The organism is Bacillus sp. B.PNR1, assembly GCF_030386235.1.
In the GTDB taxonomy this organism is placed as follows: Bacteria; Bacillota; Bacilli; order Bacillales; family Bacillaceae; genus Bacillus; species Bacillus stercoris.
This window is the reverse complement of sequence record NZ_JANYMN010000004.1, coordinates 15,594-40,550: the sequence shown is the minus strand read 5'-3', so window position 1 is coordinate 40,550 and position 24,957 is coordinate 15,594. Positions and strand designations below refer to the sequence as shown.

The window sequence follows — 24,957 nt, the reverse complement described above, 5'->3', positions numbered from 1 at the left end:
CACCTCTCTTTCTAAACAACACGCGAAACTCGTCCGCCCCTCATGACCTGAACTCTGATTTGGCGTTTCATCATGCGTTCAATCACGATATTTTCAGCTTGAGAAAGCTCAGCATCTTTCTCTTTTGCCAGTATCACCGTAACCCGGCCGCCTCCGATTTCTGCGAGGTGCAGCAGATCTTCCGTTACCTGTCCCGTGACGACCACTTGATCGGCTTGGCGAACAGATGGCTTTCCCAGCTCCTCCCGTACATATCGGCTTATCGGGTCAGCCGCATCACAATGAACCACTGCTAAATGCCGAAGCATGTGCTTAAAATGCTGATCCCCTTCCTGAATGGGGAAAATGTTTTTTTCCTTTCCGACGGAAGCCAATCCTGCGCCCGCTCCGTTTTTCAAAACAGAATAAAGGATTGAAGCAGTCGCTGAAACGACCTCTTCGAATGCTTCAGAGGGAAAACGGTCCATCAGAAGAAACAGATTTTTGCTTCGGGAAGGTTCAAATTCCTTCGTCATCAGCTGGCTCCGCCGTGCAGAAGTCTTCCAATCTAATGCAGCAAACCGGTCTCCCGGCTGATAATTCCGCACACTTGCTGCGACTGAGGAATGGTGCTGATGAATAGGAGAAGAACCGCTTACACCGTCTTCCTGATGCCTCTCATTCACCTGATAGGAAAAACGCTGAAAGGATGGATAAACAAACAGGATATCCCCCAGCTCAAAAAATGCTGTTTTTTCAATCAATCCAAGAACATCTCCGGTTCGCACCCTGACAGCATGAAAGTGATGCTCTCCGCGCGGTACCCGAGCTAATTCATACGACATCGTCATACTCCGTTTAAACCAAGGAAAAACGAGCCGTTTGGCCGCGGCTTCGTCTCGCTTCAAGGACTCAATTCCTTCTGGCAGGCAATCTTCAATCACCATATACATCAGGGGAAACGGCAGCTTCCGTCTCAGCGTAATCGTCACGCCCAGCCTGTCCCCCGCATGCAATTGTGTTTTATCCATCTGCCGTGAAGCCTGAAATGAGCGGAGCGGATACAATGCCAGCAGCCCGGCATACAAGACAAAAGGGAAAAACGCGTAAAATAAAAACCAGCTGACAAAGCCGCCCTGAAACATCGCATAAGAAAAAACAGCAGCCGTCAATAAAGTTAATATTATCAGCTTCCAACCATATACAAGCCATTGCCAATTCTTATTCATCAGCGGACCGACGACCTTTGAACCGGCACCTTCACAGCTGACATGATCTCCCCTACGATCGCTTCTGCCTGAATCCCTTCAAATTTCGCCTCAGGATGAAGCATCATCCGGTGCGGCAGCGTGAAAGGAGCTAAATATTGAATATCATCCGGGATGACATAGTCGCGATGATGCAGCAGCGCGTAGGCCTGTGCCGCTTTCATGAGAGCGATTGAGCCGCGCGGACTGACACCTAATTGAACAGAGGGATGCTGTCTCGTTTTCTGCACGATTTCAACGATATATTCTTTAATACTGTCATCAGCACGGACATTTTGCACTTCCAGCTGCAAACGGATGAAATCTTCTCTAGTAATAACCGGCTCAAGCGTCTCAATCGGATGGCTTTTTTCCTGAAGAGATAAGACATCAAGCTCTTCATTAAAGGACGGATAACCCATCCGAAGTTTGAATAAAAAACGGTCAAGCTGGGCTTCCGGCAAAGGATAGGTCCCTTCATATTCGACCGGGTTTTGCGTTGCCATCACAAAAAACGGAGCGGCAAGCGGCATCGTATGGCCATCTACCGTTACGCTTCCCTCTTCCATCGCTTCAAGCAAAGCCGACTGTGTCTTCGGAGAAGTACGGTTGATTTCATCGGCCAGCACGATATTTCCCATAATCGGACCGGGACGATATTCAAATTCCATCGTTTTTGCATTATAGATAGATACCCCTGTTACATCAGATGGCAGCAAATCCGGTGTGAATTGGATTCTTTTGAAATCGGCGCCAATTGACTTCGCCAGCGCGCGGACCATCATCGTTTTTCCGACTCCGGGTACATCCTCAAGCAGCACATGCCCTTTGGCAAGAAGTGCTGCCAAGCTGAGTATGGCGATGTCTCGTTTTCCAACCATTACTCTATTAATATGTTCAACTGCTTTCCCCAGCAAAGGATGCAGGTCTTCTTGATATGCCATTCTTTTCCTCCTATTTATCTACAAAATTCATCATATCGTAACCTAACTTTACCACAAAAAGAGATTTGTATAAAAAAACGATTCTAGCAAATTGTTTCCAACCAAGCAGGACAAATCACGCAAAAAAGCTTCCTGTGACAGGAAGCTCCATTATTTTTGTTCCAAAGGCTCCATATGAACATGTGAATAGTCAATCGCATGCTCCTCCTTCATCCTCCGCTCAATTTCATTGGCTATATCGTGGCTTTCCGTAATATTTAAATCTGCCGATACCTCAACCACCACATCAACATGAACCGTACTGCCCAAGTATCTTGCTTTTATGTCTTTTAAACGGCTCACACCGGAGATTTTTTCAATCGTCTGTTTATAAGCTGAAATGTCCTTTGTATCGAATCCATCTGTCAAAGAGTGAGATGACTCTTTAAAAATATCCCATGCGGTCTTGCAAATGAGAAGACCGATCACAAACGCAGTGACCGTATCAATCCAAGCCAGATGGAATTGAGCAGACACAATGCCGATAAACGTGCCGATACTGACGAACGCATCTGATTTATTATCAGCAGCCGCAGCAAGGAGCGCCTGGCTCTTTACCTTTTTGGCCAGCCTTTTATTGTACTGGTAAACGATCAGCATCAGTACTGCCCCGCCTGCTGCCGTCCAAGCCGCGATCATATCCGGCGTCTCTTGCTTAGCAGAAAAAATAGATTCTCCGGCATTGAACAGCACTTGCAAACCGACAACCATCATAATAAAGGAGGCGATAAGCGATGCAATCGTTTCCGCCCGAAAGTGGCCGTATGGATGATCTTCGTCAGGAGGTTTTTGAGAGATGCGCAGGCCGATCAGAACAGCAACAGAAGCAATAATGTCAGTTGTGTTATTTAACCCGTCTGCCGTAAGTGCTTCCGAGTGAAAAAAATAACCGATGATCAGTTTAATCGCAGAAAGGACAAGATACGCGGCAATACTGACCAGCGCCCCGGATTCGCCTTTTTTCAATTCATCATATCTCTCCATACAAAAACCTCCTCTCCACTCACGTTTTCCTATGATTATCATACAAAGCTGAACCGCAGTGGGTCTACAGAAACATGATTCACCTGCCACAGAAAAATAGTGATGATGGAACACTTTTTCTCTAATCCAATTTATTGTGACTCTAAAAAGCCCTTTAAACCTAATGAAAATCTACACATTAGCGATCCTTAGAATTGGAAATATCAAACAAACTTGCAAAAGTGAATTATAAACGAAATATTCATTCCTATATTTTATGAAAGCGCAAACAAATAACTACAAATTTGAAATAAAACGTTATATTTTCTCACATGAATTTTCGACAAACTGTATATTTATGATAGAGTTTCAATTATCATAATATTCAGTAATGATTTCATTCTTAAAGGAGGTAACTTATGAACCAGTCTCAACCAGGATTAAAAAAAGAATTAAAGACGCGCCATATGACAATGATTTCGATCGCCGGCGTCATCGGTGCCGGGCTATTTGTAGGCAGCGGTTCAGTGATTCACTCGACCGGTCCCGGTGCGATTGTTTCTTACGCGTTGGCCGGATTATTGGTGATTTTTATTATGAGAATGCTCGGTGAGATGTCTGCCGTAAACCCGACGAGCGGATCGTTTTCTCAATACGCTCACGACGCCATCGGACCGTGGGCAGGATTTACAATCGGCTGGCTGTACTGGTTTTTCTGGGTGATCGTTATCGCGATCGAAGCCATTGCCGGCGCTGGCATTATTCAATACTGGTTCCATGATATTCCGCTCTGGCTGACAAGTTTGATTTTGACGATTGTGCTCACCCTGACAAACGTCTACTCCGTTAAGTCTTTCGGTGAGTTTGAGTATTGGTTCTCCCTCATTAAAGTTGTGACCATCATTGCTTTTCTAATCGTTGGTTTTGCCTTTATTTTTGGCTTTGCACCGGGCAGTGAGCCAGTCGGCTTTTCGAATATTACAGGCAAAGGCGGGTTTTTCCCGGAAGGCATCAGCACTGTACTGCTCGGCATTGTCGTTGTCATCTTCTCTTTTATGGGAACTGAAATCGTTGCCATTGCAGCAGGAGAAACATCCAACCCGATCGAATCTGTGACAAAAGCAACCAGATCCGTTGTATGGCGCATCATCGTCTTTTACGTGGGCTCAATCGCCGTTGTTGTGGCGCTCTTGCCTTGGAATTCAGCAAATATTTTAGAAAGCCCTTTCGTCGCTGTACTTGAGCATATAGGAGTGCCGGCAGCCGCACAGATCATGAACTTTATCGTCCTCACAGCCGTACTCTCTTGCCTGAATTCAGGTTTGTACACCACATCCAGAATGCTATATTCACTTGCAGAAAGAAACGAGGCGCCGCGCCGTTTTATGAAATTGAGCAAAAAAGGCGTTCCCGTACAAGCTATTGTAGCCGGAACATTTTTCTCTTATATCGCGGTCGTAATGAACTATTTCTCACCGGATACTGTCTTTCTATTTTTAGTCAACTCATCAGGCGCAATCGCTTTGCTCGTCTACCTTGTCATCGCTGTTTCCCAGCTGAGAATGCGGAAAAAACTCGAAAAAACAAACCCGGAAGCTTTGAAAATCAAAATGTGGCTTTTCCCTTTCCTCACTTACTTGACCATCATCGCCATCTGTGGAATTTTAGTGTCCATGGCGTTTATTGATTCCATGCGAGATGAGCTTCTGCTGACAGGTGTCATCACGGGAATCGTTCTGATTTCTTACCTTGTGTTCAGAAAACGCAAGGTGGGCGAGAAAGTAGCTGCAAAGCCAGTCACACAGCAGCAGCCCGATATCCTGCCTTAACGCTGATCAAATCCTAAACGGCCTGCCGTTTAGGATTTTGTTATTTTCTTCATTAGGCAGTCTTCAGCACGAAGATTTTTTGTAACCATCACGTCCTTATTGTCATTAACTATAATACCAATTTGGAAAATTTAGATAAGGACAGATGAAAATGACACTTGAAAAATTTGTGGATGCTCTCCCAATCCCAGATACACTAAAGCCAGTGCAGCAATCAAAAGAAAAAACATACTACGAAGTCACCATGGAGGAATGCACTTATCAGCTTCACCGCGATCTCCCTCCGACCCGCCTGTGGGGCTACAACGGCTTATTTCCGGGCCCTACCATTGAGGTTAAAAGAAATGAAAATGTATATGTGAAATGGATGAATAATCTTCCTTCCACGCATTTCCTTCCGGTTGATCACACCATTCATCACAGTGACAGCCAGCATGAAGAACCCGAAGTAAAGACTGTTGTTCATTTACACGGCGGCGTCACGCCAGATGACAGCGACGGATATCCGGAGGCTTGGTTTTCCAAAGACTTTGAACAAACAGGACCTTATTTCAAAAGAGAGGTTTATCATTATCCTAATCAGCAGCGCGGGGCTATATTGTGGTATCACGATCACGCCATGGCGCTCACCAGGCTAAATGTCTATGCCGGACTTGTCGGCGCTTATATCATTCATGATCCAAAGGAAAAACGCTTAAAGCTGCCTTCAGGCGAATACGATGTGCCGCTTCTTATCACAGACCGCACGATCAATGAGGACGGTTCTTTGTTTTATCCGAGCGCACCGGAAAACCCTTCTCCGTCACTGCCTAATCCTTCAATCGTTCCGGCTTTTTGCGGAGAAACCATACTCGTCAACGGGAAGGTATGGCCATACTTGGAAGTCGAGCCGAGGAAATACCGATTCCGCGTCATCAACGCCTCCAATACCAGAACCTATAATCTGTCACTCGATAATGGCGGAGAGTTTATTCAGGTCGGTTCAGATGGAGGACTCCTGCCGCGATCTGTTAAATTGAATTCTTTCAGTCTTGCGCCTGCTGAACGTTACGATATCATCATTGACTTCACAGCGTATGAAGGAGAATCGATCATTTTGGCAAACAGCGCGGGCTGCGGCGGTGACGTCAATCCTGAAACAGATGCGAATATCATGCAATTCAGAGTCACAAAACCATTAGCGCAACAAGACGAAAGCAGAAAGCCGAAGTACCTCGCCTCATACCCTTCCGTACAGCATGAAAGAATACAAAACATCAGAACACTAAAACTGGCAGGAACCCAGGACGAATACGGCAGACCCGTCCTTCTGCTTAATAACAAACGCTGGCACGATCCTGTCACAGAAGCACCAAAAGCCGGCACAACTGAAATATGGTCCATTATCAACCCGACACGCGGAACACATCCGATTCACCTGCATCTGGTCTCCTTCCGTGTATTAGACCGGCGTCCGTTTGATATCGCCCGTTATCAAGAAAGCGGGGAATTGTCCTATACGGGTCCGGCTATCCCGCCGCCGCCAAGTGAAAAGGGATGGAAAGACACCATTCAAGCGCATGCGGGTGAAGTCCTGAGAATCGCGGCGACATTCGGGCCGTACAGCGGACGATACGTATGGCACTGCCATATTCTTGAACATGAGGACTACGACATGATGAGACCGATGGATATAACTGATCCCAACAAATAACCCGACAAACTTGCCTCTAGCTGGCAAGTTTTTTTCTTTATGAAACCTTTGCCTCAATTTATCGTATTACGTATAAACTGCAAAAGGAGCTGCTTTTTTCTGAACACCATCTACACAAAAAATTTCCATTTATGCTGAATGAAAATCAAAATGAAAATGAAAAGTTTCACACGATCAGATATTAATACTCATTTCCTCTGCATATATTGTGAATAAAAGAGAGTTTGCTTTTCAGCGCTTTTATGATTTGAGCAGCGATATTAAATCAAACATCGGCAGCTTCACAACACTCAATACATACACCGTTTTACTGTTGTTTCTATTCTGGACATTCATTTTCAGCATGAGGCAAAACAAACATGTCATACTTTCATTGATGTATACAATGAAATGGTTGAACAGCCATTCAAGCGCAACAGCAGCTAGTCATACTCATGACGGAAACTAAGGGAGGAGAAATATGCCATACATCACATTAGAAGATCAGACACGCCTTTACTATGAAACACATGGGAGCGGGACACCGATCCTGTTTATACATGGGGTGCTGATGAGCGGACAATTTTTCCACAAACAATTTTCGGCGCTTTCTGCCAATTATCAATGTATTCGTCTTGATCTTAGAGGACACGGCGAATCTGACAAAGTGCTTCATGGACACACCATTTCCCAATACGCCCGTGACGTAAGGGAATTTCTAAACGCAATGGAGCTTGATCATGTCGTTCTTGCCGGCTGGTCAATGGGGGCCTTTGTCGTATGGGATTATCTCCATCAATTTGGGAATGATAACATACAAGCTGCTGTCATCATTGATCAATCTGCTTCCGACTATCAATGGGAGGGCTGGGAACACGGCCCATTTGATTTTGACGGTTTAAAAACAGCGATGCACGCCATTCAGGCTGACCCGCTGCCATTCTACGAAAGCTTCATCCAGAATATGTTCGCAGAGCCGCCTGCCGAAACAGAAACAGAATGGATGCTGGCAGAAATCCTCAAACAGCCTGCCGCCATTTCAAGCACGATTTTATTTAACCAAACGGCTGCTGATTACCGCGGCACTCTTCAAAACATTAGTGTGCCAACATTGCTGTGCTTCGGGGAAGACCGGAAATTTTTCTCTACCGCAGCTGGGGAACACCTGCGCAGCCACATTCCAAACTCGACACTCGTCACCTTTTCTAAAAGCAGCCATTGCCCGTTTTTAGAAGAGCCCGGCGCTTTTAACAGCACACTCCTCTCCTTTTTAGATGGGCTGACTGGAAAGTCATAAAGAAAAAGGAATTAGGAGATTAGGGAAAAGTATGAGACAATAAGAAATGTGCAGTAAAATACATGAGGGAAGAAGTGACTTTATGTCTTACTATAACAAACGTAATCAAGAACCGCTGCCAAAAGAAGATGTGAGTACTTGGGAATGCACAAAAGAAGACTGTAACGGCTGGACCAGAAAGAACTTCGCCAGCAGTGATACGCCATTGTGCCCTTTGTGCGGAAGTAAAATGGTCGACGGCATCCGTTCATTAGTGAATCTCCAAAATAACAGCCAAACGAAAACAAGCTAGTTCTTCCCTATAACAAACGCAGTCTCCTTCAAGCAAACAAACCCCGAACGGAGACAAAATTCTATATTTCAGAATAAAGCCTCTCATGGCAAGAGGCCAAAAGGAAAGAAGCCCAAAACTGTAAACGTTTAGGGCTTTTTTGTTTGTTTTAATGGTATAATATGGATACAAAAGGAGTGATAACGTGATCTCAAACCAGCAGCAAAAAGACCTGCAAAAAAGAGCTGCGTTCAAAAAGCTGAACCTTGCAATGAACTCTTATGTTGAACTTCTGTTTTTGTCGATACCTCTAATCCATTTTTTAAAATGGCTCGGATCATTAGCCCTGCACCTCGTCCATTAAAAAAACCACTCAGCCTAAGCCGAGTGGTTTTCATTAGTTGATCACAGAAAAGCTGTTAATGATGCCGTTCGGATTTTCCCATACTTTTTTGAAGGTCTTATTTTCAAGGTTATAGGAATAAATCGTCCGCACTTTAGCTTCACGCCCTGTTTCGTCCTTCAGCTTTTTAGCCCCCTTGGCTTCGGCAAGAAAATAAATGTTCTTTCCATCCTTAGAGAACTGAGGCTGTGCGTCAATTAACAGCTTAAATGATTTTTGATTTGAGATGATGTTTTCATACTTTTTCGTATCCGCATTAAGCATCTGAATAGCAGCGGTTTGCTCCGTCCCTCTCTGCGTATATGATGTAAATAAAATACGTTTATCATCATCAGAAACAGCAATATCGCTGATAAATTGGTTTAGGCTTTTAAGCTCATTAAATTTATTTTGTCGGCCTTCCGCAAAATGAATCGTTGTTGGTTCAGGGTCGATGCCCTTTTCATTTGCTTCATCTGTTTTCTTGTAGTCTTCTTCTACAGAATAATGAAGCAATGCAAATGAATCGTTTTTTGGGTTATAAAAGAAGCTGCTGACGGTGTCATCCTGATCATTAGCGGCAGGATAAATGTTTTTGTACTTCTTCGTTTTCAGATCAAAAGCGGCGATCCGGAAATTGCTTTCGTCCGCTTTTCCTAAACGGAAATAGATGGTTGAACGGTCCTTTGATAAAAACAAACTGTCCGCACTCTCCGCGCCTTTATAAAGCATCGTCTTTTTATTAGACTTTAGATCCAGCCTAAAAAGCCTCATTTCATTCTGATCATTATTGCCCGTATAATAGAGCACCTGCTGTTTTTGATCCAAGGCAAATGCCGGATAGCTGGTCAGCTTTTCCTCATGGATCACCTTGTCATTTTCATAATACTTTGTCAGCAGATCCGTATCTGTAATGGAAACCAGCAGCTCATCACCGCTTTCGGTATTGACTGTCACATCAGCAGCCTTCTGATGGCCTTTATCCTTTGCAACATAAAACACAACCCCCGCGGCAGCTGCCGCTATTATCACTGCTAACAATAATATGATACTTTTTTTCATCTTTTATCTCCACCAATAGAAAAAGCAAGAATGTGACTTCTTGCTTTACAGATTATATATGTAAATTAATAGCTGTAATGCCCCGCTACCTTACCTTTGCTTAATGGATATCCAAGCGCTTTAAACGCTTTAGGGCTTACATCAAGCACCGCATTAGGCATTCTGCCAACATCATTTTTATAAACCGTAATCACCTTTTTAGGCTTCGCTTTTGCATAAGCTCTGATTTTTGTCCCGTTTCTAGGAACATCAAATCCGATTTTGGTCGCACAATCCCAATGTCCAAGTTTCTTACCTGAAGAGCCTTTTTTCCCGACTCCATTATACCAAGTAATATTTCCGTTCACATGTTTCGCACTGGCATCTGATGAAAAACTAAAAGCTCCCAAAGTACTTCCTACTAAGATAAAAGCGGCTAAAATGACTTTCTTCAACATTTCGTCCCCCTGTTTGTTAACATCTAGGAAGATTATACACGATCAACCAGCTATTTTTTATTTCAATATCCTTACAGTAATGTTACAAAGTCAAAAAAGTTACCTCTGCTAAATTAAACCATGGAAGATTATCCTATTATAATAGCGGTATTAGCGTTATAATTATTAATAGAGTAGTTGTCGCATTCAATATGAACGAACCATTACCGTATTGTTCAAACCAAATTCATAGCTATGTAAACGATTGATACTCTCATATAAAGAAAAAAGAGTGTGCGAGACTCTTTTTTCTTCAAAGTTTCTTTTTTCAAAAAACGTAGATTATATTATATAAAAATTTCATTTCTTTTTTGGTTTTAAAAATGGCGATTTTGTGAACAGTTCATATTGACCGGTGCGGAATTACTCACATCAAAAGTTATAGGAGTGGTAATCCATGAAGGCAGCAAGATGGCATAACCAAAAGGATATCCGTATTGAACATATCGAAGAGCCAAAAACGGAGCCGGGAAAAGTAAAGATCAAAGTCAAATGGTGCGGCATCTGCGGAAGTGATTTACACGAATATCTGGGCGGCCCGATCTTTATTCCGGTTGACAAACCGCACCCATTAACAAATGAAACGGCACCTGTCACAATGGGGCATGAATTCTCCGGTGAAGTTGTCGAAGTCGGAGAAGGCGTTGAAAATTATAAAGTTGGAGACCGCGTCGTAGTCGAACCGATTTTTGCTACACACGGCCACCAAGGCGCCTACAACCTTGATGAACAAATGGGATTCCTCGGCTTAGCCGGCGGAGGCGGCGGTTTCTCTGAATACGTCTCTGTAGATGAAGAGCTTTTGTTCAAACTCCCTGATGAATTATCATACGAACAAGGTGCGCTCGTTGAGCCTTCAGCAGTCGCTCTATATGCTGTCCGCTCAAGCAAACTTAAAGCCGGCGACAAAGCGGCTGTATTTGGCTGCGGCCCGATCGGACTTCTTGTGATTGAAGCGCTGAAAGCTGCCGGTGCTACTGATATTTATGCTGTTGAGCTTTCACCTGAACGCCAGCAAAAAGCTCAGGAGCTTGGCGCGATCATCGTTGATCCATCTAAAACAGACGATGTAGTCGCTGAGATTGCAGAACGTACAGGAGGCGGAGTTGACGTAGCATTTGAAGTCACTGGTGTTCCAGTGGTGTTGCGACAAGCCATCCAGTCCACTACAATTGCCGGTGAAACAGTCATCGTCAGCATTTGGGAAAAAGGTGCTGAAATCCATCCGAACGATATCGTCATCAAGGAACGTACAGTAAAAGGAATTATCGGATACCGCGACATCTTCCCGGCTGTATTGTCATTAATGAAAGAAGGCTATTTCTCAGCCGACAAACTCGTAACGAAAAAAATCGTGTTAGATGATTTGATCGAGGAAGGCTTCGGGGCTCTTATTAAAGAGAAAAGCCAAGTCAAAATCCTTGTCAGACCTAACTAATCAGCATAAAAAAGAATCCGCGCTCGTATGCGGATTCTTTTTTATTTTATCCAATCACTTCAGCGCCAGAATCTTTATTGGCCCCGCCGTGATCATAAGCGCGGAAGTTTTCTTCCAGCTGCTCAAGCGAAAGTCCTTTCGTTTCCGGTAAAAACTTCTTCACAAACAGAACAGAGCAAATGCCTAATCCAACGAAGATAAAGAACGTTGTGGACAGCCCAATGGCGGCCAGCAATATCGGGAAAGTGAAACTGACTGCAAAATTCACCATCCACAGACAGAATACCGTGACACCCATTCCCAGTCCGCGAAGGCGAAGCGGGAAAATCTCAGAAAGCATCAGCCACGTCACTGGTGAAATGGCCCCCTGCTGAAAAGCAAGGAATGTAACTGTTAGTGACAGAACCACATACGGAAGTGCCGGTGATCCTTGAAGTACAAGTGAAAATATCCCGATCAGCAATAATGCTGTTGTCGTACCGATCAAGCCCGTCATCAGCATCGGCCGGCGCCCCACTCTTCCCAACAGCCAGATTCCGACGAATGTTGCCAATACTGAAATCACGCCATTCGCAATGTTTCCGATTAAAGCGGCTTCCGTTTGGAAACCAGAGTTTCTTAGAATTTCAGTCCCATAATACATAATCGAATTAACACCTGTAATTTGCTGTACAATCGCAATCCCTAATCCAATAAACACAATACGGCGCACCCATGGGACTGAAAGATCTTTAAACGTTGCTTTTTCAAGCTGATCTTCTTTTTTGAAAGCGAATTCAATTTCTTGCAGCTCAGCTGCTGCCCGCTTTTCATCCCTGATTTTTTTCAATACACGCAAAGCATCTTCTTTTCTCCCTTTCGAAACAAGCCAGCGGGGGCTCTCGGGCATTCTGATCATCCCGAAAAACAGGAACACGGCTGGAAGCGACGCAATGACCAGCATGAACCTCCACACATGGGAGTTGTCTCCCATTGTTGTTCCAAGGATTGCATTAAAAACAAAGGCCAAAAGCTGTCCTGATACAATCATCAATTCGTTCTGCGTCACCATCCGTCCTCTGCTTTCCACAGGTGACATTTCCGCTAAATAAGCAGGCACCGTCACTGATGCGCCCCCTACCGCAATACCAAGCACAAAACGGGAAATGATCATGACCGTAACATTCGGAGCAAACGTACACCCGATCGTCGAAATAAAAAATATAACAGCGAGGAATAAAATATTTTTGCGGCGGCCGTTAAAATCAGACATCCTGCCGCCAAACACAGCACCCAGCGCGGCTCCAAAAAGAAGTGAACTGGTGACAAGGCCCTCTGTGAAGGCATTGAGATTAAGCTGATCCGGCTCTCCCATATACGGCAAAGCTCCATTGAGCACACCGGTATCATAGCCAAAAAGAAGCCCGCCGAAAGTAGAGACTAAAATAATCGTGCGTAAAAATGACATTTGATTGCCTTGTTTATTCATACTGTTTCCCCCAGTCTTTTTCAAAATCGATCAATGCGTATTTCAAAAACCTATTCCAGGGCTGCTGTCTTCCTCACATTTCGTCACAGGCTTCAGAAAAAAGTTCTTCATGTTTTTATCCAATAACCTTATAACCTTCCCTTCTTATTATCATTCCATCCTCCTTGGAAGCGATTTCATTTCTAGCTAAAAAAACAATGAGTATTTCTTTGAGCATAACCTTGCTATTTTGTTATCTTATAGTCACTTCATAGTACTATTATAGTAATATGATAGTGACATTTTTGTTATATCTGATATTATCATAATTATAAAAACGTTTTCAGTCAATATAAATTTCTGAAAATTTTTTATTCAACAAAAGGAAAATCACTAAATCAAGGGGAAAACGAACGAAAAATGTGTGAATTAAGTCAAAATCTCTGTGATTTTCTGTTCATATCGATAAATGGGTAAGTGTTGGTTAACTTCATCTAAAATCAAACATTCGGTCAATTGTTTCAGACTCAAGATAAAAGGAAATAGAAAAGAAAATAAAAGAAGGCTGGCTTAAGGGAGGCAAAAAAAATGAATGAGGGTTATATCATTGCAGGCCTTTTATTATTGACAGCGGGGATGATTGATTTTTTATGGACCACGTTATGGTTAGAGAGCGGTGCAGGCCCGATCACAAGATGCCTGTCTGCTTGGCTGTGGAAAGGCTGCCGCAAAATCAGCGGAGACCACGCAAAGGTTCTGAGTACGGCAGGTCCACTGCTGTTATGCCTGACGTTAGTGATATGGATCATTCTATTTTGGAGCGGATGGGTGCTGATTTTCTCGAGCGACCCTCATTCACTTGTGGAAGTTCAATCGAAAGAACCGGCTTCCTGGTCAGACCGAATTTATTTTTCCGGCTATGTCATGTTTACTTTAGGAAATGGCGATCTCGCACCAAACGGAGGCCTATGGAAGCTTGTCACGGTTATTGAAACAGCTCAAGGACTGCTTACCATCACTTTTTCCGTCACGTATTTGATTTCCGTCTTGAGTGCGGTGAATCAAAAGCGTTCCTTTGCCCAAAGTGTATTAAGTCTAGGGCGTGACGGAACAGAAATCGTCCATAATGCATGGAATGGCAAAGACTTTCACGACATTGATTTTCTTCTTGTCGCCGCCTCATCAGAGCTGGGAAAGCTGACCGCTCAGCATAACGCCTTCCCCATCCTTCATTTTTACCACAGCACGCAGCATCAGGAATCCTCCATTATAGCTGTTGCTGTATTGGATGAGGCTCTAACCATTTTCAAATACGGTATTCCTGAACAATATCAGCCAAATCAGCTTCACATTAAAGAAGCGCGCTCGAGTATCAAAAACTACCTGGACACCGTTCATACTGCCTATATCCATCCTGCAGAACAAGCGCCGCCGGAACCAGACATCTCAAAGCTTCACCAATCAGGCATACCGGCTTTATCTAAGCAAACATTTCAAATTGCCGTCAATTCAATAAAGGAACGTCGTCAATTGCTGCTGGGAATTGTCCAAGCGGGTGCTCGAAAATGGCCTGTTCAGGAGCAAGCAATAGATAACGCATATTCTCCTAAATAAAAAAGTCCAGAGTGCTGATCACTCGGGACTTTTCACTGTATGATTCTTATACAAGCTTCTGGCCGCAATTCGGACAAAAATTGGCTTCGCCCGTTTTTGTTCCGCAGTTTGGACAGAAATTCGGTTTACTTCCGCTGCCAGTTGACTGTGGGCCTGATGACTGTGCCTGATGACTCTGATTCATTTGATTCATCATCTGATTGGCCATATTCATTCCCATCATCATTCCTGCCATATCCGAAGCCGCTCCGCCTCCGCTCATCTTTCCGGATGCCATTCCATCCGCCATCGATATTTGCTGGTATCTGTTCACATCCCCAACCATACCGTAGGAAGCGTTCTTTGTTATCATATCCTGAACCTCTTGAGGATAATTAAAGCTCATGATTTGAAAACCAGTGACCGTCATCCCGTCACTTATTAATTGCATATCTAAGTCCTCTTGAATTCCCTTCGCAATATCAAAAGCGTTCGCTTGAAGATTAAACATATCTTTCCCTTCTCTTGTGATCCACTTCATGAGAAGCTGGTCCAGAATAGAAGTGATACGGGTTTTAATATCCTCTACATAATATTGATCCTTCACGCCAGCGATTTTATCAATCAGGCTCATATAGTCCTGCACCTTGAAATTAAATGTACCGTTTGCACGAATCGGCATCCCGCCTGGCATTCCCGCTGCCGGAATATTTATCGCCTGTTTTGTTCCCCATCTTACGGTAAATTCCTTCGTATTGACAAACAGCACCTCGGCACGCATGCCGCTGTTAAAACCAAACTTAAAGCCCTTTAACGTTGAAAGGAATGGAATAATTTCTGATTCAATATCATAATCGCCATCATCTTGAAAAACCCCTTCAACCCGCCCATTGTTCAAAAAGACAGCATCCTGTCCGGGACGAATGATTAAACGGCTCCCTTTTTTAATTTCACGATTGTTCCATTTATAAAAAATCATATCATCTCTAAATTCTTCCCACTCTATTACATTTGCTAATTGGTTTCTGAAAAACGACATGTTACCTCTTCCTTTCTCTATTTTCTACTACTAGAAACTGCCCCGGCTTCCACTGTATGACGTGCCGCCTTTCGTCACACCGCCATCGCTGCCGCTGTCTTTATCATTTGATGGTTTTCTTTCTCTTGTTACAGTCGTTCTGATATAAGTGTCGTATTGATCAATCACATCAGACGTACGCTGATCCATATATGTATTCCCATTAACCGTTACTTTGCCGCCCGCCTGATAAAGCATAATTGAAACCGCAATTCCCCCGACTGCGATGGCAGCAATCAGCTGAAACCACCATGTGAAGAATATGTTGTCGGGGTTTATTCCGGGTTTTATGCCCATATCTTTATAGGAAAGCTTAATATATGTCTCAAAAGCTTTGAAATAATTTTCATTGGATAAATCAGATGAAATCGTATTTCTGATGCTGTTGAGCCTGTTGTTGTCCAAATACTTTTCAGCTTTTTTGTAGCCCGAGATGAATACTTCTCTATCCGCCATATCAATCGTTAAAATAGCTGTACTGCCTTTTCCGTAACGATCATAAAAATCGCCGGCATAATCGGCAATATCTTCACCATTTGTGCTTTTAGTCGTAATAATAATGAAATCAGTGTCTCTCTTTGCACCCAGCTCTGCCGAGAGAGATTCAAGTTTTTCGATTTCTGTTTTTGATAATAGATGGGCATGGTCATACACATGCTGCTGTGATTCAGAAGCTCTTGCCGCTTCGATCCCCAGTAAAGGCATCATGATGAAGACAGCCAGCACAACAAAGATCGCTTTCCCTAAAAATCCCCGCATCAAAATCCGCCTCCCATCATCAATGAAACGAGCTTCAATGCAAGAAATGTCCCGCCTGCTATTCCGCTAAACCATGCCGCTACTTTTCCTGAACTGATCGGCGGCTTTCCGACGACCTTACCTGTTTGCCCGTTCATCGCAAAGATATGCTCCGCTCTTTCATAATCGTAACTGACCATCCAAACGGGAAGCAAAACGTAAAAGCTGTTCACAGTTTTCGTGTGAATATGTTTGTCCCTCACATTGACTGACGTATATCCGGAAAAAGTAGAATGGATGTATGAATCTATATAACTGCTTATTTTCTCTTTTGCCCTTGGAAAAAGCTCCTCATCGGTATAATTGTACTTTTCCGCAATATAGCCGGCCAAATATGCCGTTTGAAAGTCCTTCAGCTGATCGTATGAATATGGCTCCAACTTATCCATTAACTCATCATTCATTTTTTCTGAGGCATCAACAGGAATTTTCAAATAATCTAGATTGATATCACGAAACGCTTCAAAATGCTCTGTTTCTGTGCATATATAATCCCCTTCTTCATACTGGTGGACTCTGGTACAGTTTGCTCTCACTTGTACTTCACTATTTAAATCAAACATCCAAAACGGAATATACATGCCGGTGATGCTTTTAATTCGATCAGCAGACATGAAACCTCTTGGTGTCAGAAGGCCTTTTTTGCACCACTTTCGAAATGCCTGTTCGGCTTCTTGCTTGCTGATTGTAAATGGGATGACTTTTGCCGGTGCCAAATGTCCTGATAAACGATCGGCAAGTATTGCAGCACCCCCGCAGAAGCTGCACGTCGTTGCTGTCGTTTCAGCTTCCGTGATCAAAACGGCGCCGCAGTTTTCACATTGATATTCTTTTGCCTCGTCTTCAGAAAACCGCGCCGCAATGTTTTCTTTCGGAAGGCTTTCAATATTGTCCTGTCTTCCGCAGCTGCCGCAGGATAACGAGCCGGTTTCACTGTCAAATGCCATATCACTGCCGCAGTTCGGACACTTATAAGATATTATCATTACCGTTCCCTCTCACATCTTATGATAAAATGGCGCCGCAGCCGAAAGCTGCGGCCTCCTATGTATTACTTATCGAGCATCATTTTCGCTTTTAACGCAGCAAGCTCATCATCAACCTGGCTTGAACCGCCAGTGTCATACTTTGCAGTCAGATCAGCCATATCATCCTGCGGAGCGCTGTTCAGTTCAGCCATTGCATTGGCCTGATCAAGCGCCTTATTTACTTTGTCCTCCATTCGGCCGAATGCAGACATTGATTGGCTTGTACTCGAAACAGAAGCGCCCAGTTTGTTCATTCTTTCTTGCGTTTTCGCTACTGCCCACTTCGCCTTGATCATATTTTTGCGTGCTTCCAGCTCTCCAATGTCAGATACCAGTTTGTCATGCATCTTTCTCATCTGCGCGGCATTGGTTGCAGCAATTTGATTCGCCGTCTGCAGCTCAGAAAGCTTTGATTCCAAAGATGTTTTTCTTTCAAGGAACTTTCTCGCATCGCCCTCATTCCCGGCTTGCAGTGCCTTCATTGCATAGCTTTCCATCTTTTCCATATCCGCCTGGCACTCGTGATATTCTCTTTTTGCTCTCTGCTCCTCAGCCATAACAGCTGCTGTTTCTGCCTTAACCTTAGCCAAATCGCTATTCATGTTTCTTAAATATTGATCTACCATTTTCTCCGGATTTTCAGCCTTGTCCAATAAAGCATTGATATTCGCAGACATAATATCTTTAAATCTTCCAACTATACTCATTATATCGTTCCTCCTAAAGCTATTCGATAACCCTTGTTACATATACTATTTATTATCGTTAAAAGTTTCACTTTTTTAATAAAAAATGACATTTCAAACGGAAAATATACAACTTTTTACCTGAACAAAAATGTAAGCAATAAAAAAAGGTGCTCCCAAAAGTCCAAAGACTTTCAAGAAACACCTTTAATGATTACAAAGAAACTTCAATCTCATCCATGCTTGGCAGTGCATCAATCGCTCCAATTTTAGTGCACACAAGAGCTCCGATCTTATTGGCAAACGCCACAATCTCACGCAGCTTCGCAAAATCTGCTTCTACAGATTGAATATGGCCCGTGTTTGCCAATTGATATAAAGCCGCACCGACAAAAGCATCTCCCGCTCCTGTTGAGTCGATTGATGTCACCGGAATGCTTGGAATGATTTCACGGTCTTTTCCATTGGAAAGAAGCGTTCCGCTTTTCCCAAGGGTTACAGCGACAATCTTGGCTCCGATCTCATGAAGGATCGCAACTCCCTTTTCCTGATCCTTCACACCGCTGATAATCTCAAGCTCCTCGTCACTGACTTTCACAAAATCACTTACAGCGATCGCTTTTTTCGCGACACTTACAAACTCTGAGACTCTTCCCTTCCATAAATCTTCACGATAGTTAGGGTCAAACGAGATAAACTGTCCATTATCCTTCGCAATCGACATCAGCCGTAAATAAGCTGAGCAAAATGGATCTGATAACAGCGCCGTTGCAGAGCCGAAATGAAGGATTTTCGCTTCGTTTACTCTTTCCTGGTCAATATCCTCCAGCGTAAACAAAGCGTCCGCGCCTCTATTAAAAACAAAGTCACGTTCTCCATTTTGTTTTAATGAAACAAAAGCAAGCGTTGTAGGCGCTTTCTCATCCATCACCAGCATAGAGGTATCGACATGTACAGCGTCCAATGTGCGCTTCAGAAAATACCCAAATGGATCCTTGCCTACTTTTCCGCTGAAAGCGGCGTCTCCACCCAGCTTGGCAATCGCTGCTGACACATTCGCCGGTGCACCGCCGGCACTTTTCAAGAATTGGCGCCCGTCCATTAAATCAACGTCAACATCGGTACAAAAGAAATCAATTAACAATTCTCCAATACAAACAACAGATTGACTACGCATATTATCACACTCATTTATAAAGTCTAGATTATAGTCTCAGTATATTACTTTCTGCTATAAATACAACATTGAATATTGAAAATTTTACATATATTTATTTCGCAGACCTTTGCTCCAGCTCAGAGATGATATGCTTATATCTTTTTTCCGTTAAAGGATAGAAGGCGATGAGAATAATAGAAAGCAAAATGAAAAATCCCGGAATCAAAGCATTCATGTTTTTAATCGCATTCAATGACGCAACTGTCTGGTCTGCATTCGCCACATACCCCGCGATTCCTAAATAAATGGCCGAAAATGATCCGGCTAACGCCACACCCAGCTTATTAATAAAGCTCATGCTCGAAATCACCACACCATCCGCGCGAATTCCGGTTTTCCATTCCGCATAATCGACACAATCCGCAACCATTCCCCAAGCAAGCGTATTTAAAGGCGTTGTGAAAAATCCCGATGCAAAAAGCCAAATGAAAATGAGTGTTATCGATGAATACGGCGTAAAATGCAGGCCGGCATAAGAAATAAGCGATAGAGCCGCCGTGATGATCATGACTTGTTTTCTGCCCCACTTCTCAGAAAAGAAAGGAATAAACAAATTGCTGATCAGCGCTGCTCCGAAAAATAAAACGGTTCCCATAAACACAAATTCTTTATGGTTTACGTTATACGTAAAATAATACACCATCGTGCTGAGCTTAATATTAAACCCGATCGCAAAAGCCAAAAATGATGAAATTAACATAAGCAAAGGTTTATTTCGGAATAAAACGGATAATGTCTTTTTGATCCCTTGTTTGTTTCTCTTTTTAGGCTGAATCCGCTCCCGTACAGTAAAGAAACTGAATAGATTCAAAACAATGCTGACCGCCGCGTAGATGAGCGCAGTCATTTGAAATCCAAACGCCTGATCCTCTCCCCCGATAGCAGTTGCAAGCGGTGTCGCACAGGAAATGGATAAAAGAATTCCGATATATACCAAAATCATCCGGGTTGTGGTCAGAACCGTCCGTTCCTCCACAGAATTCGTCATCCGCCCCGTTAGGCTGTTCACCGGGATTGTTTGCATACTAAAGGACATCCCAAGCAGAATATAGGTGACGTACGCATATACCATATTCCCGATCTCACCGAAATGAGGCGTCGTGAAACATAAGAATGTGAATAGCGCAAAAGGAAATGCCACCCACAGCAAATATGGCCTTGCTTTTCCCCACCTTGTATTCGTTTTATCTAAAATCAATCCCATGATCGGGTCAAAAATAGCATCCAGCACACGCACAACAAGAAACAAAGTTGCGATCACCGCAGGCTGAATGCCGCCGACGTCTGTATAATAAAATAATAAGTATGCGTTTACAAACTGAAAGATAATATTATACGACATATCGCCGAATCCATAGCCGATTCGTTCAAACCAGGACAGTCCGGTGCTGGATTTTGACTGGTGCTTCACTTTCATTGCCGTTACTTTTTCCGTTTCAATCATCATTTCCCACCTCAAGAATCCGTTTTCATTTCCAGTACACAAGAGGGAGAATACAAAGATCCTCCCTGTTCACTCAGCGATTTGGATACACCATCACTTTTAAACATTCATTCTTAAATTGAAGCGCCCGCTCCATCGCCTCTTGTGTCTGCTCCAGTGAATATTGGTCCGTTATAAGATGCTTCGTGTCCACAATGCCGGAAGCGAGAAATTCGATTCCCTTCGGATACGTATTGGCATAACGGAAGATCCCGTAAATATCAATCTCGTTATCCGCAATAAACGGCACATTGAGCGGAATCTCGTTTTGTGAAGGCAAACCGACAATCGCCAATTTTCCGCCCCGGCGCACAGAAGCCAGTGCAGTTTGCAGTGCCGCTGGATTCCCCGCTGTTTCCCAAGCAACATCAACGCCTTTTTCATTCGTGATCGTCTTAATCTCTTCAAGCGCATCCTGTTCACGGATATTAATGGCATGAGTCGCTCCCATTTTTTTCGCAGCCTCTAACCGCAGTGGCTCTAAGTCAGTGACGATAATTCTGCCTGCCCCAAATACTTTAGCTGCGGCAACGGCCATTAACCCAACAGGTCCCATCCCCATAATCGCAATTGTTGATCCGGGCTGCAGCTTCGTTCTTGCCGCTGCATGAATGCCGACAGAAAACGGCTCAATCAACGCAGCATCTTCATAAGAAAGTGAGTCTGGGATAGAGAAAACAAAGTCCTGCCGCATTTTGATATATTGGACAAACGCGCCGTCTACCGGCGGTGTAGCCAAAAACTGTACATCCGGGCAAAGATTATAGCGTCCTTCTTTGCACGCCTCACAGCGTCCGCACGTAACACCCGGCTCTACAGCGACGCGGTCTCCCACCTTGAATTGATCGACGGATGATCCGACAGCGGCAATTTCACCTGCACATTCATGGCCTAGGATAAATGGTTTTTCCACTACATAGTTGCCGATTCGGCCATTTGTATAGTAATGCAGATCTGATCCGCAAATTCCGACAGCCATCACCTTAATCAACACTTCATCATGATTGATGTCAGGCACAGGCACTGTTTCGATTTTGATTTCTCTTGTGCTGTGCATAACAGCCGCTTTCATGTTCTGAGGTACTGTGTGAGTCATTTGGCAAATTCCTTTCTTTAGAAAATAAAATGTAAGTGCATACATTTTTGTTTTCTCTGTTACTGCCCCCATTTTATCTGCTTTTCAAGACGTTCAACAGCCTTTCCTGCTGTATAAAAGGACAGCGGCACTGTACTTTTATTTTTTCATATACAAAAAACGCTGAATTGATAAAATAGTACTAATAGGAGGTGCAGGCTTATGGCTGAACTTGAAAACCGAAAACAATTTGCACAACTGCTGGCACCTGGCGTCAAAACGCTAAAACTTCATCCTGATTATAAAGTCAGAAGGAAAAAGAACGAAAAAACAGGACAGTCTTACATAGATAAAATCGCACTCCAGCTGGGAGTCTCCCCAAACACGATCAAAAGCTGGATCGGTCAGATGGGGGTAAACTACATTCCGGGAAGAATTGAGGACGGAAAACTGTTCGGGATGATCTGGATCATTCTCGAAAAGACCGACTTCGATATTGAGTGGTTGACCGACCTGCTGGAAACCACCACCATCCCAGTCATCAAACCCGCATTGCCTGTATGGGCAGCGTCTTGTTTGAAAAAAGCAAAAACGCTGCGAAAAGACGGGTCATTCGGAGCTCCCCATGATGACGATATAGAAAAAGCAGTAAAGCGGCTTTTTCATGACAGACCTAACCAAGAAACGAATGCGCTTACAGAGCAGCCTATCACGCATAACCTACCGTCACGCTGGTCCGTGCACTTTATCGGACGCAGCTTTGATATGGAAGCAATACGGCAATGGATGCTTTCTCCGTCACCAGTTTGTTTAATTACCGGCTGGGCCGGTATGGGTAAAACCACAGTCGCTCTTGAAGCCGCCTATTCCTGTGTCGACGATACTTCAGATTGGCCCGCATTCAACAGCATCATTTGGGTTAGCGCTGATTGGAAAGGATTGAGCTTTAGCGATTTTTTAAATACGATCGCCTATCAGCTCGGACGCACAGAACAAATCGATAAATCAATCAATGAAAAACGATTCGTCGTCCGCAATGCGTTAGCCAATTACACTAGAGAAAAACCGATCCTGCTGATCGTTGACAGCATCGATACCGCAGAACGTGACATTCACGAATTTATCACAAGCCTTCCACAAGGCGTAAAAGTTCTCCTCACTGCACGGGAAAACGTAAAACAAACCTATCGGGAAAGCTTCGGAGAAATGACAGCTATTCAGCTGAGCGGCCTTGAACAAACAGATGCCAACGAATTTTTCCAGCAAGAAGTGCACCGCTGCTTACAAACATGCAACCTTCCACTTAAACGGGAAAAGCTGGAGCAGCTGTTACATCTATCATCCGGCCTGAAAAACGAATTCATTTCAGCGACTGCCGGAAACCCGAAAGCCATGGCACTCAGCATCGCCTATATGTCAGATGATGACATACCCGCTCAGCAGCTGATTCATGAACTTGGAAAAGCAGGCTACTCACTGCTGGAATTGTTTGAGTTCCTCTTCGGCCGCACCTGGGACAGATGCAATGAAGATACGCGAAAGCTATGGCAGGCGCTTTGCTTTTTCAGCAAGCCGCCTGATGAAAAAAGCCTGGCGGCAGCAGCCGGATTAGACGCCCGCCGTTTTCATTACGCTATGGAACAAATGCGGTCATATGCGCTGATTCAGCCGGAACGACGCCAAGGCAGGACGCAATACTTAGCGCACCAAACCGTTGTCGCCTACGGAGAACAGCATTTGTCCGAACAGCACGAATATGAAAAAGAAGCCCGCAATCGCTGGGCGCACTATTATATTGATTATGCCGAAACCCATTTAAAGCGTGAACAGCCCAACTCTATCTATTGGAGCTACCTGCTGGGACGGAACTTAGATCATATGAAACAAGAATGGCCAAACATCTTAAAGGTCATCAAATGGGCAAGCGAAACCGATCAAAAAGAAATCCTAATCGAACTCATCACCCGCTTCAGCCATTTTCTAAGCAGAATCAACCTGCCCTTGCGAATCGAATACGGACGCAAAGCCGCCGACGTCGCCCATCAAGTAGGCCAACTCACACGAGAAGCGTTCTTCCGAATCGACACAGCAGGCTGGGCACTGATGGAAGTCAATGATTTAGACGGGGCCTTACAGCAAATAGAGGCCGGACTGAAGACTCTGGAACAATCAGACGCTCACGATGCCCATGATTTAAAGGTTTGGGGACACGCACTCAAAGCAAGGCTGTTTTTAAAAGCCGGGCAACAGGAAAAAGCAAAGACCATTTTAAACGAAATCGAAGATCAACCAATTTCCCCCACGATTCAACATAGGGTCCTGCTTGTTCGCGGTGACTTAAGCTTTGCGAGAGGTCATCATGAAGAAGCCATTCAATTATACGAAGCAGCAAATGAAATCAGCTCCACGTACGGCGGCGAAAAAACGATAGAAGCCTATTTCAATCTGGGTGTCGCTTACGTGAAATGTGGTCAATTTGAAAAAGCGGAAGAAGCCTTTGAGCAAATGCTCTATGACAAACATAACGCCAATCAGGTTGAGTTGATCTATTATTTTTACGGGATGGCGCAGCTGTTGAACCGTAAAGGAGAGAAAACGAAAGCGATGGAATCTAATCAGAGAGCGATTCGTTTGATTGATTCTTGGGAGCCTGGGATTGGGATTCGGGGAGAGGTGGAACCATTGGATAAGGCACTTAAAGGAAGTGAAATCACATTGTAGTTAGGAAAGTATGAGGTCAATCCTAGACATCTCACACCTTCTCTTTTATAAACAAAAAAGCCATATCAGTGGAGTAAACTAATATGGCCTTTCTGATAGAACGCTATGACATTTCAAATGAAATCAACGAAAAAAAACTTGGTATATCAAGGGTCTTATCCTTTTAATTACATCATGCCGTCCATTCATTTTAAGGTATAACAGAAGTTAAATAGAAATTAAAAAGGCCT

Annotated in this window: 22 protein-coding genes; 9 read left to right on the top strand and 13 right to left on the bottom strand. The window is 43.8% G+C overall.

The annotated features are described in order from the left end of the window. Positions 1–11 precede the first annotated feature (11 nt). The 3 genes from NZD81_RS19150 to mneS form a co-directional block, all read right to left on the bottom strand. Positions 12–1,208, bottom strand: coding sequence for a DUF58 domain-containing protein (locus NZD81_RS19150; RefSeq protein WP_282374037.1), 1,197 nt, complete (start codon positions 1,206–1,208; stop codon positions 12–14). After that, complete coding sequence (locus NZD81_RS19145; RefSeq protein ID WP_282374036.1) at positions 1,208–2,170, bottom strand: AAA family ATPase; 963 nt, start codon at positions 2,168–2,170, stop codon at positions 1,208–1,210. Before NZD81_RS19145 ends, NZD81_RS19150 begins: the two co-directional genes overlap by 1 nt. A 150-nt stretch (positions 2,171–2,320) precedes the next feature. Continuing rightward, complete coding sequence (gene mneS, locus NZD81_RS19140) at positions 2,321–3,193, bottom strand: manganese transporter MneS (protein ID WP_134975878.1); 873 nt, start codon at positions 3,191–3,193, stop codon at positions 2,321–2,323. Between the two features lie 398 nt (positions 3,194–3,591). On the opposite strand from mneS, the gene gabP reads away from it, so the two are divergent. The 6 genes from gabP to NZD81_RS19110 all read left to right on the top strand — a co-directional run bounded on the left by gabP (position 3,592) and on the right by NZD81_RS19110 (position 8,605). Beyond that, entirely contained in the window at positions 3,592–5,001 is a 1,410-nt protein-coding gene (gabP, locus tag NZD81_RS19135; RefSeq protein WP_014663046.1) for a GABA permease, read from the top strand. A gap of 151 nt (positions 5,002–5,152) precedes the next feature. Beyond that, positions 5,153–6,694: an outer spore coat copper-dependent laccase CotA gene (gene cotA / locus NZD81_RS19130; protein ID WP_282374035.1), complete on the top strand. Its 1,542-nt coding sequence runs from the start codon at positions 5,153–5,155 to the stop codon at positions 6,692–6,694. A 208-nt stretch (positions 6,695–6,902) separates the two neighbouring features. After that, positions 6,903–7,142 carry a hypothetical protein gene (locus NZD81_RS19125; protein ID WP_176720967.1) on the top strand — a complete coding sequence of 80 codons (240 nt, stop codon included), beginning with the start codon at positions 6,903–6,905 and terminating at the stop codon, positions 7,140–7,142. Between the two features lie 12 nt (positions 7,143–7,154). Next, entirely contained in the window at positions 7,155–7,970 is an 816-nt protein-coding gene (locus NZD81_RS19120; protein WP_251199282.1) for an alpha/beta fold hydrolase, read from the top strand. A gap of 82 nt (positions 7,971–8,052) precedes the next feature. Next, positions 8,053–8,262, top strand: coding sequence for a cold-shock protein (locus tag NZD81_RS19115; protein ID WP_003234008.1), 210 nt, complete (start codon positions 8,053–8,055; stop codon positions 8,260–8,262). A gap of 184 nt (positions 8,263–8,446) precedes the next feature. Continuing rightward, positions 8,447–8,605: a hypothetical protein gene (locus tag NZD81_RS19110; protein ID WP_134975879.1), complete on the top strand. Its 159-nt coding sequence runs from the start codon at positions 8,447–8,449 to the stop codon at positions 8,603–8,605. Between the two features lie 33 nt (positions 8,606–8,638). Here the strand turns inward: NZD81_RS19110 and NZD81_RS19105 are convergent, their stop codons facing one another. Further along, positions 8,639–9,685, bottom strand: coding sequence for a PD40 domain-containing protein (locus NZD81_RS19105; RefSeq protein WP_069149082.1), 1,047 nt, complete (start codon positions 9,683–9,685; stop codon positions 8,639–8,641). Between the two features lie 65 nt (positions 9,686–9,750). Then, entirely contained in the window at positions 9,751–10,122 is a 372-nt protein-coding gene (gene walM / locus NZD81_RS19100) for a cell wall metabolism protein WalM (protein ID WP_003234013.1), read from the bottom strand. Between the two features lie 436 nt (positions 10,123–10,558). Between walM and bdhA the strand changes: the two genes are divergently transcribed. After that, positions 10,559–11,599 carry a (R,R)-butanediol dehydrogenase gene (gene bdhA / locus NZD81_RS19095; RefSeq protein ID WP_282374034.1) on the top strand — a complete coding sequence of 347 codons (1,041 nt, stop codon included), beginning with the start codon at positions 10,559–10,561 and terminating at the stop codon, positions 11,597–11,599. A 46-nt stretch (positions 11,600–11,645) separates the two neighbouring features. Here bdhA and iolT read toward each other — a convergent pair whose 3' ends face one another. Then, entirely contained in the window at positions 11,646–13,067 is a 1,422-nt protein-coding gene (gene iolT / locus NZD81_RS19090; RefSeq protein WP_147772987.1) for a myo-inositol transporter IolT, read from the bottom strand. Positions 13,068–13,634: 567 nt separating this feature from the next. On the opposite strand from iolT, the gene NZD81_RS19085 reads away from it, so the two are divergent. Then, positions 13,635–14,660: a potassium channel family protein gene (locus NZD81_RS19085; protein WP_134975882.1), complete on the top strand. Its 1,026-nt coding sequence runs from the start codon at positions 13,635–13,637 to the stop codon at positions 14,658–14,660. Between the two features lie 46 nt (positions 14,661–14,706). Here the strand turns inward: NZD81_RS19085 and NZD81_RS19080 are convergent, their stop codons facing one another. The 7 genes from NZD81_RS19080 to gutB all read right to left on the bottom strand — a co-directional run bounded on the left by NZD81_RS19080 (position 14,707) and on the right by gutB (position 22,027). Next, positions 14,707–15,678 carry an SPFH domain-containing protein gene (locus NZD81_RS19080; RefSeq protein WP_136654956.1) on the bottom strand — a complete coding sequence of 324 codons (972 nt, stop codon included), beginning with the start codon at positions 15,676–15,678 and terminating at the stop codon, positions 14,707–14,709. Between the two features lie 30 nt (positions 15,679–15,708). Beyond that, complete coding sequence (locus tag NZD81_RS19075; RefSeq protein ID WP_172641230.1) at positions 15,709–16,476, bottom strand: TPM domain-containing protein; 768 nt, start codon at positions 16,474–16,476, stop codon at positions 15,709–15,711. Further along, entirely contained in the window at positions 16,476–17,501 is a 1,026-nt protein-coding gene (locus NZD81_RS19070; protein WP_172641231.1) for a TFIIB-type zinc ribbon-containing protein, read from the bottom strand. Before NZD81_RS19070 ends, NZD81_RS19075 begins: the two co-directional genes overlap by 1 nt. A gap of 65 nt (positions 17,502–17,566) precedes the next feature. Then, a complete protein-coding gene (locus NZD81_RS19065) occupies positions 17,567–18,250 on the bottom strand; it encodes a PspA/IM30 family protein (protein ID WP_282374033.1) in 684 nt (227 codons plus the stop codon). Positions 18,251–18,443: 193 nt separating this feature from the next. Beyond that, the gene (locus NZD81_RS19060) at positions 18,444–19,406 is read right to left on the bottom strand and encodes a carbohydrate kinase family protein (RefSeq protein ID WP_289861049.1); all 963 of its coding nucleotides are present in this window, start codon (positions 19,404–19,406) and stop codon (positions 18,444–18,446) included. Between the two features lie 94 nt (positions 19,407–19,500). After that, positions 19,501–20,892 (bottom strand): MFS transporter, encoded by a 1,392-nt coding sequence (locus tag NZD81_RS19055; RefSeq protein WP_282374031.1) that lies wholly within the window; start codon positions 20,890–20,892, stop codon positions 19,501–19,503. Between the two features lie 73 nt (positions 20,893–20,965). After that, complete coding sequence (gene gutB / locus NZD81_RS19050) at positions 20,966–22,027, bottom strand: sorbitol dehydrogenase (protein ID WP_289861048.1); 1,062 nt, start codon at positions 22,025–22,027, stop codon at positions 20,966–20,968. A 201-nt stretch (positions 22,028–22,228) separates the two neighbouring features. Between gutB and NZD81_RS19045 the strand changes: the two genes are divergently transcribed. Then, complete coding sequence (locus NZD81_RS19045; protein WP_282374030.1) at positions 22,229–24,727, top strand: tetratricopeptide repeat protein; 2,499 nt, start codon at positions 22,229–22,231, stop codon at positions 24,725–24,727. Positions 24,728–24,957: the final 230 nt, after the last annotated feature.

Coding starts and splice junctions, on each gene's coding strand:
- NZD81_RS19150 (WP_282374037.1), bottom strand. CDS start 1,208: ATGAATAAGAATTGGCAATGGCTTGTATATGGTTGGAAGCTGATAATA.
- NZD81_RS19145 (WP_282374036.1), bottom strand. CDS start 2,170: ATGGCATATCAAGAAGACCTGCATCCTTTGCTGGGGAAAGCAGTTGAA.
- mneS (WP_134975878.1), bottom strand. CDS start 3,193: ATGGAGAGATATGATGAATTGAAAAAAGGCGAATCCGGGGCGCTGGTC.
- gabP (WP_014663046.1), top strand. CDS start 3,592: ATGAACCAGTCTCAACCAGGATTAAAAAAAGAATTAAAGACGCGCCAT.
- cotA (WP_282374035.1), top strand. CDS start 5,153: ATGACACTTGAAAAATTTGTGGATGCTCTCCCAATCCCAGATACACTA.
- NZD81_RS19120 (WP_251199282.1), top strand. CDS start 7,155: ATGCCATACATCACATTAGAAGATCAGACACGCCTTTACTATGAAACA.
- NZD81_RS19115 (WP_003234008.1), top strand. CDS start 8,053: ATGTCTTACTATAACAAACGTAATCAAGAACCGCTGCCAAAAGAAGAT.
- NZD81_RS19105 (WP_069149082.1), bottom strand. CDS start 9,685: ATGAAAAAAAGTATCATATTATTGTTAGCAGTGATAATAGCGGCAGCT.
- walM (WP_003234013.1), bottom strand. CDS start 10,122: ATGTTGAAGAAAGTCATTTTAGCCGCTTTTATCTTAGTAGGAAGTACT.
- bdhA (WP_282374034.1), top strand. CDS start 10,559: ATGAAGGCAGCAAGATGGCATAACCAAAAGGATATCCGTATTGAACAT.
- iolT (WP_147772987.1), bottom strand. CDS start 13,067: ATGAATAAACAAGGCAATCAAATGTCATTTTTACGCACGATTATTTTA.
- NZD81_RS19085 (WP_134975882.1), top strand. CDS start 13,635: ATGAATGAGGGTTATATCATTGCAGGCCTTTTATTATTGACAGCGGGG.
- NZD81_RS19080 (WP_136654956.1), bottom strand. CDS start 15,678: ATGTCGTTTTTCAGAAACCAATTAGCAAATGTAATAGAGTGGGAAGAA.
- NZD81_RS19075 (WP_172641230.1), bottom strand. CDS start 16,476: ATGCGGGGATTTTTAGGGAAAGCGATCTTTGTTGTGCTGGCTGTCTTC.
- NZD81_RS19070 (WP_172641231.1), bottom strand. CDS start 17,501: ATGATAATATCTTATAAGTGTCCGAACTGCGGCAGTGATATGGCATTT.
- NZD81_RS19065 (WP_282374033.1), bottom strand. CDS start 18,250: ATGAGTATAGTTGGAAGATTTAAAGATATTATGTCTGCGAATATCAAT.
- NZD81_RS19060 (WP_289861049.1), bottom strand. CDS start 19,406: ATGCGTAGTCAATCTGTTGTTTGTATTGGAGAATTGTTAATTGATTTC.
- NZD81_RS19055 (WP_282374031.1), bottom strand. CDS start 20,892: ATGATTGAAACGGAAAAAGTAACGGCAATGAAAGTGAAGCACCAGTCA.
- gutB (WP_289861048.1), bottom strand. CDS start 22,027: ATGACTCACACAGTACCTCAGAACATGAAAGCGGCTGTTATGCACAGC.
- NZD81_RS19045 (WP_282374030.1), top strand. CDS start 22,229: ATGGCTGAACTTGAAAACCGAAAACAATTTGCACAACTGCTGGCACCT.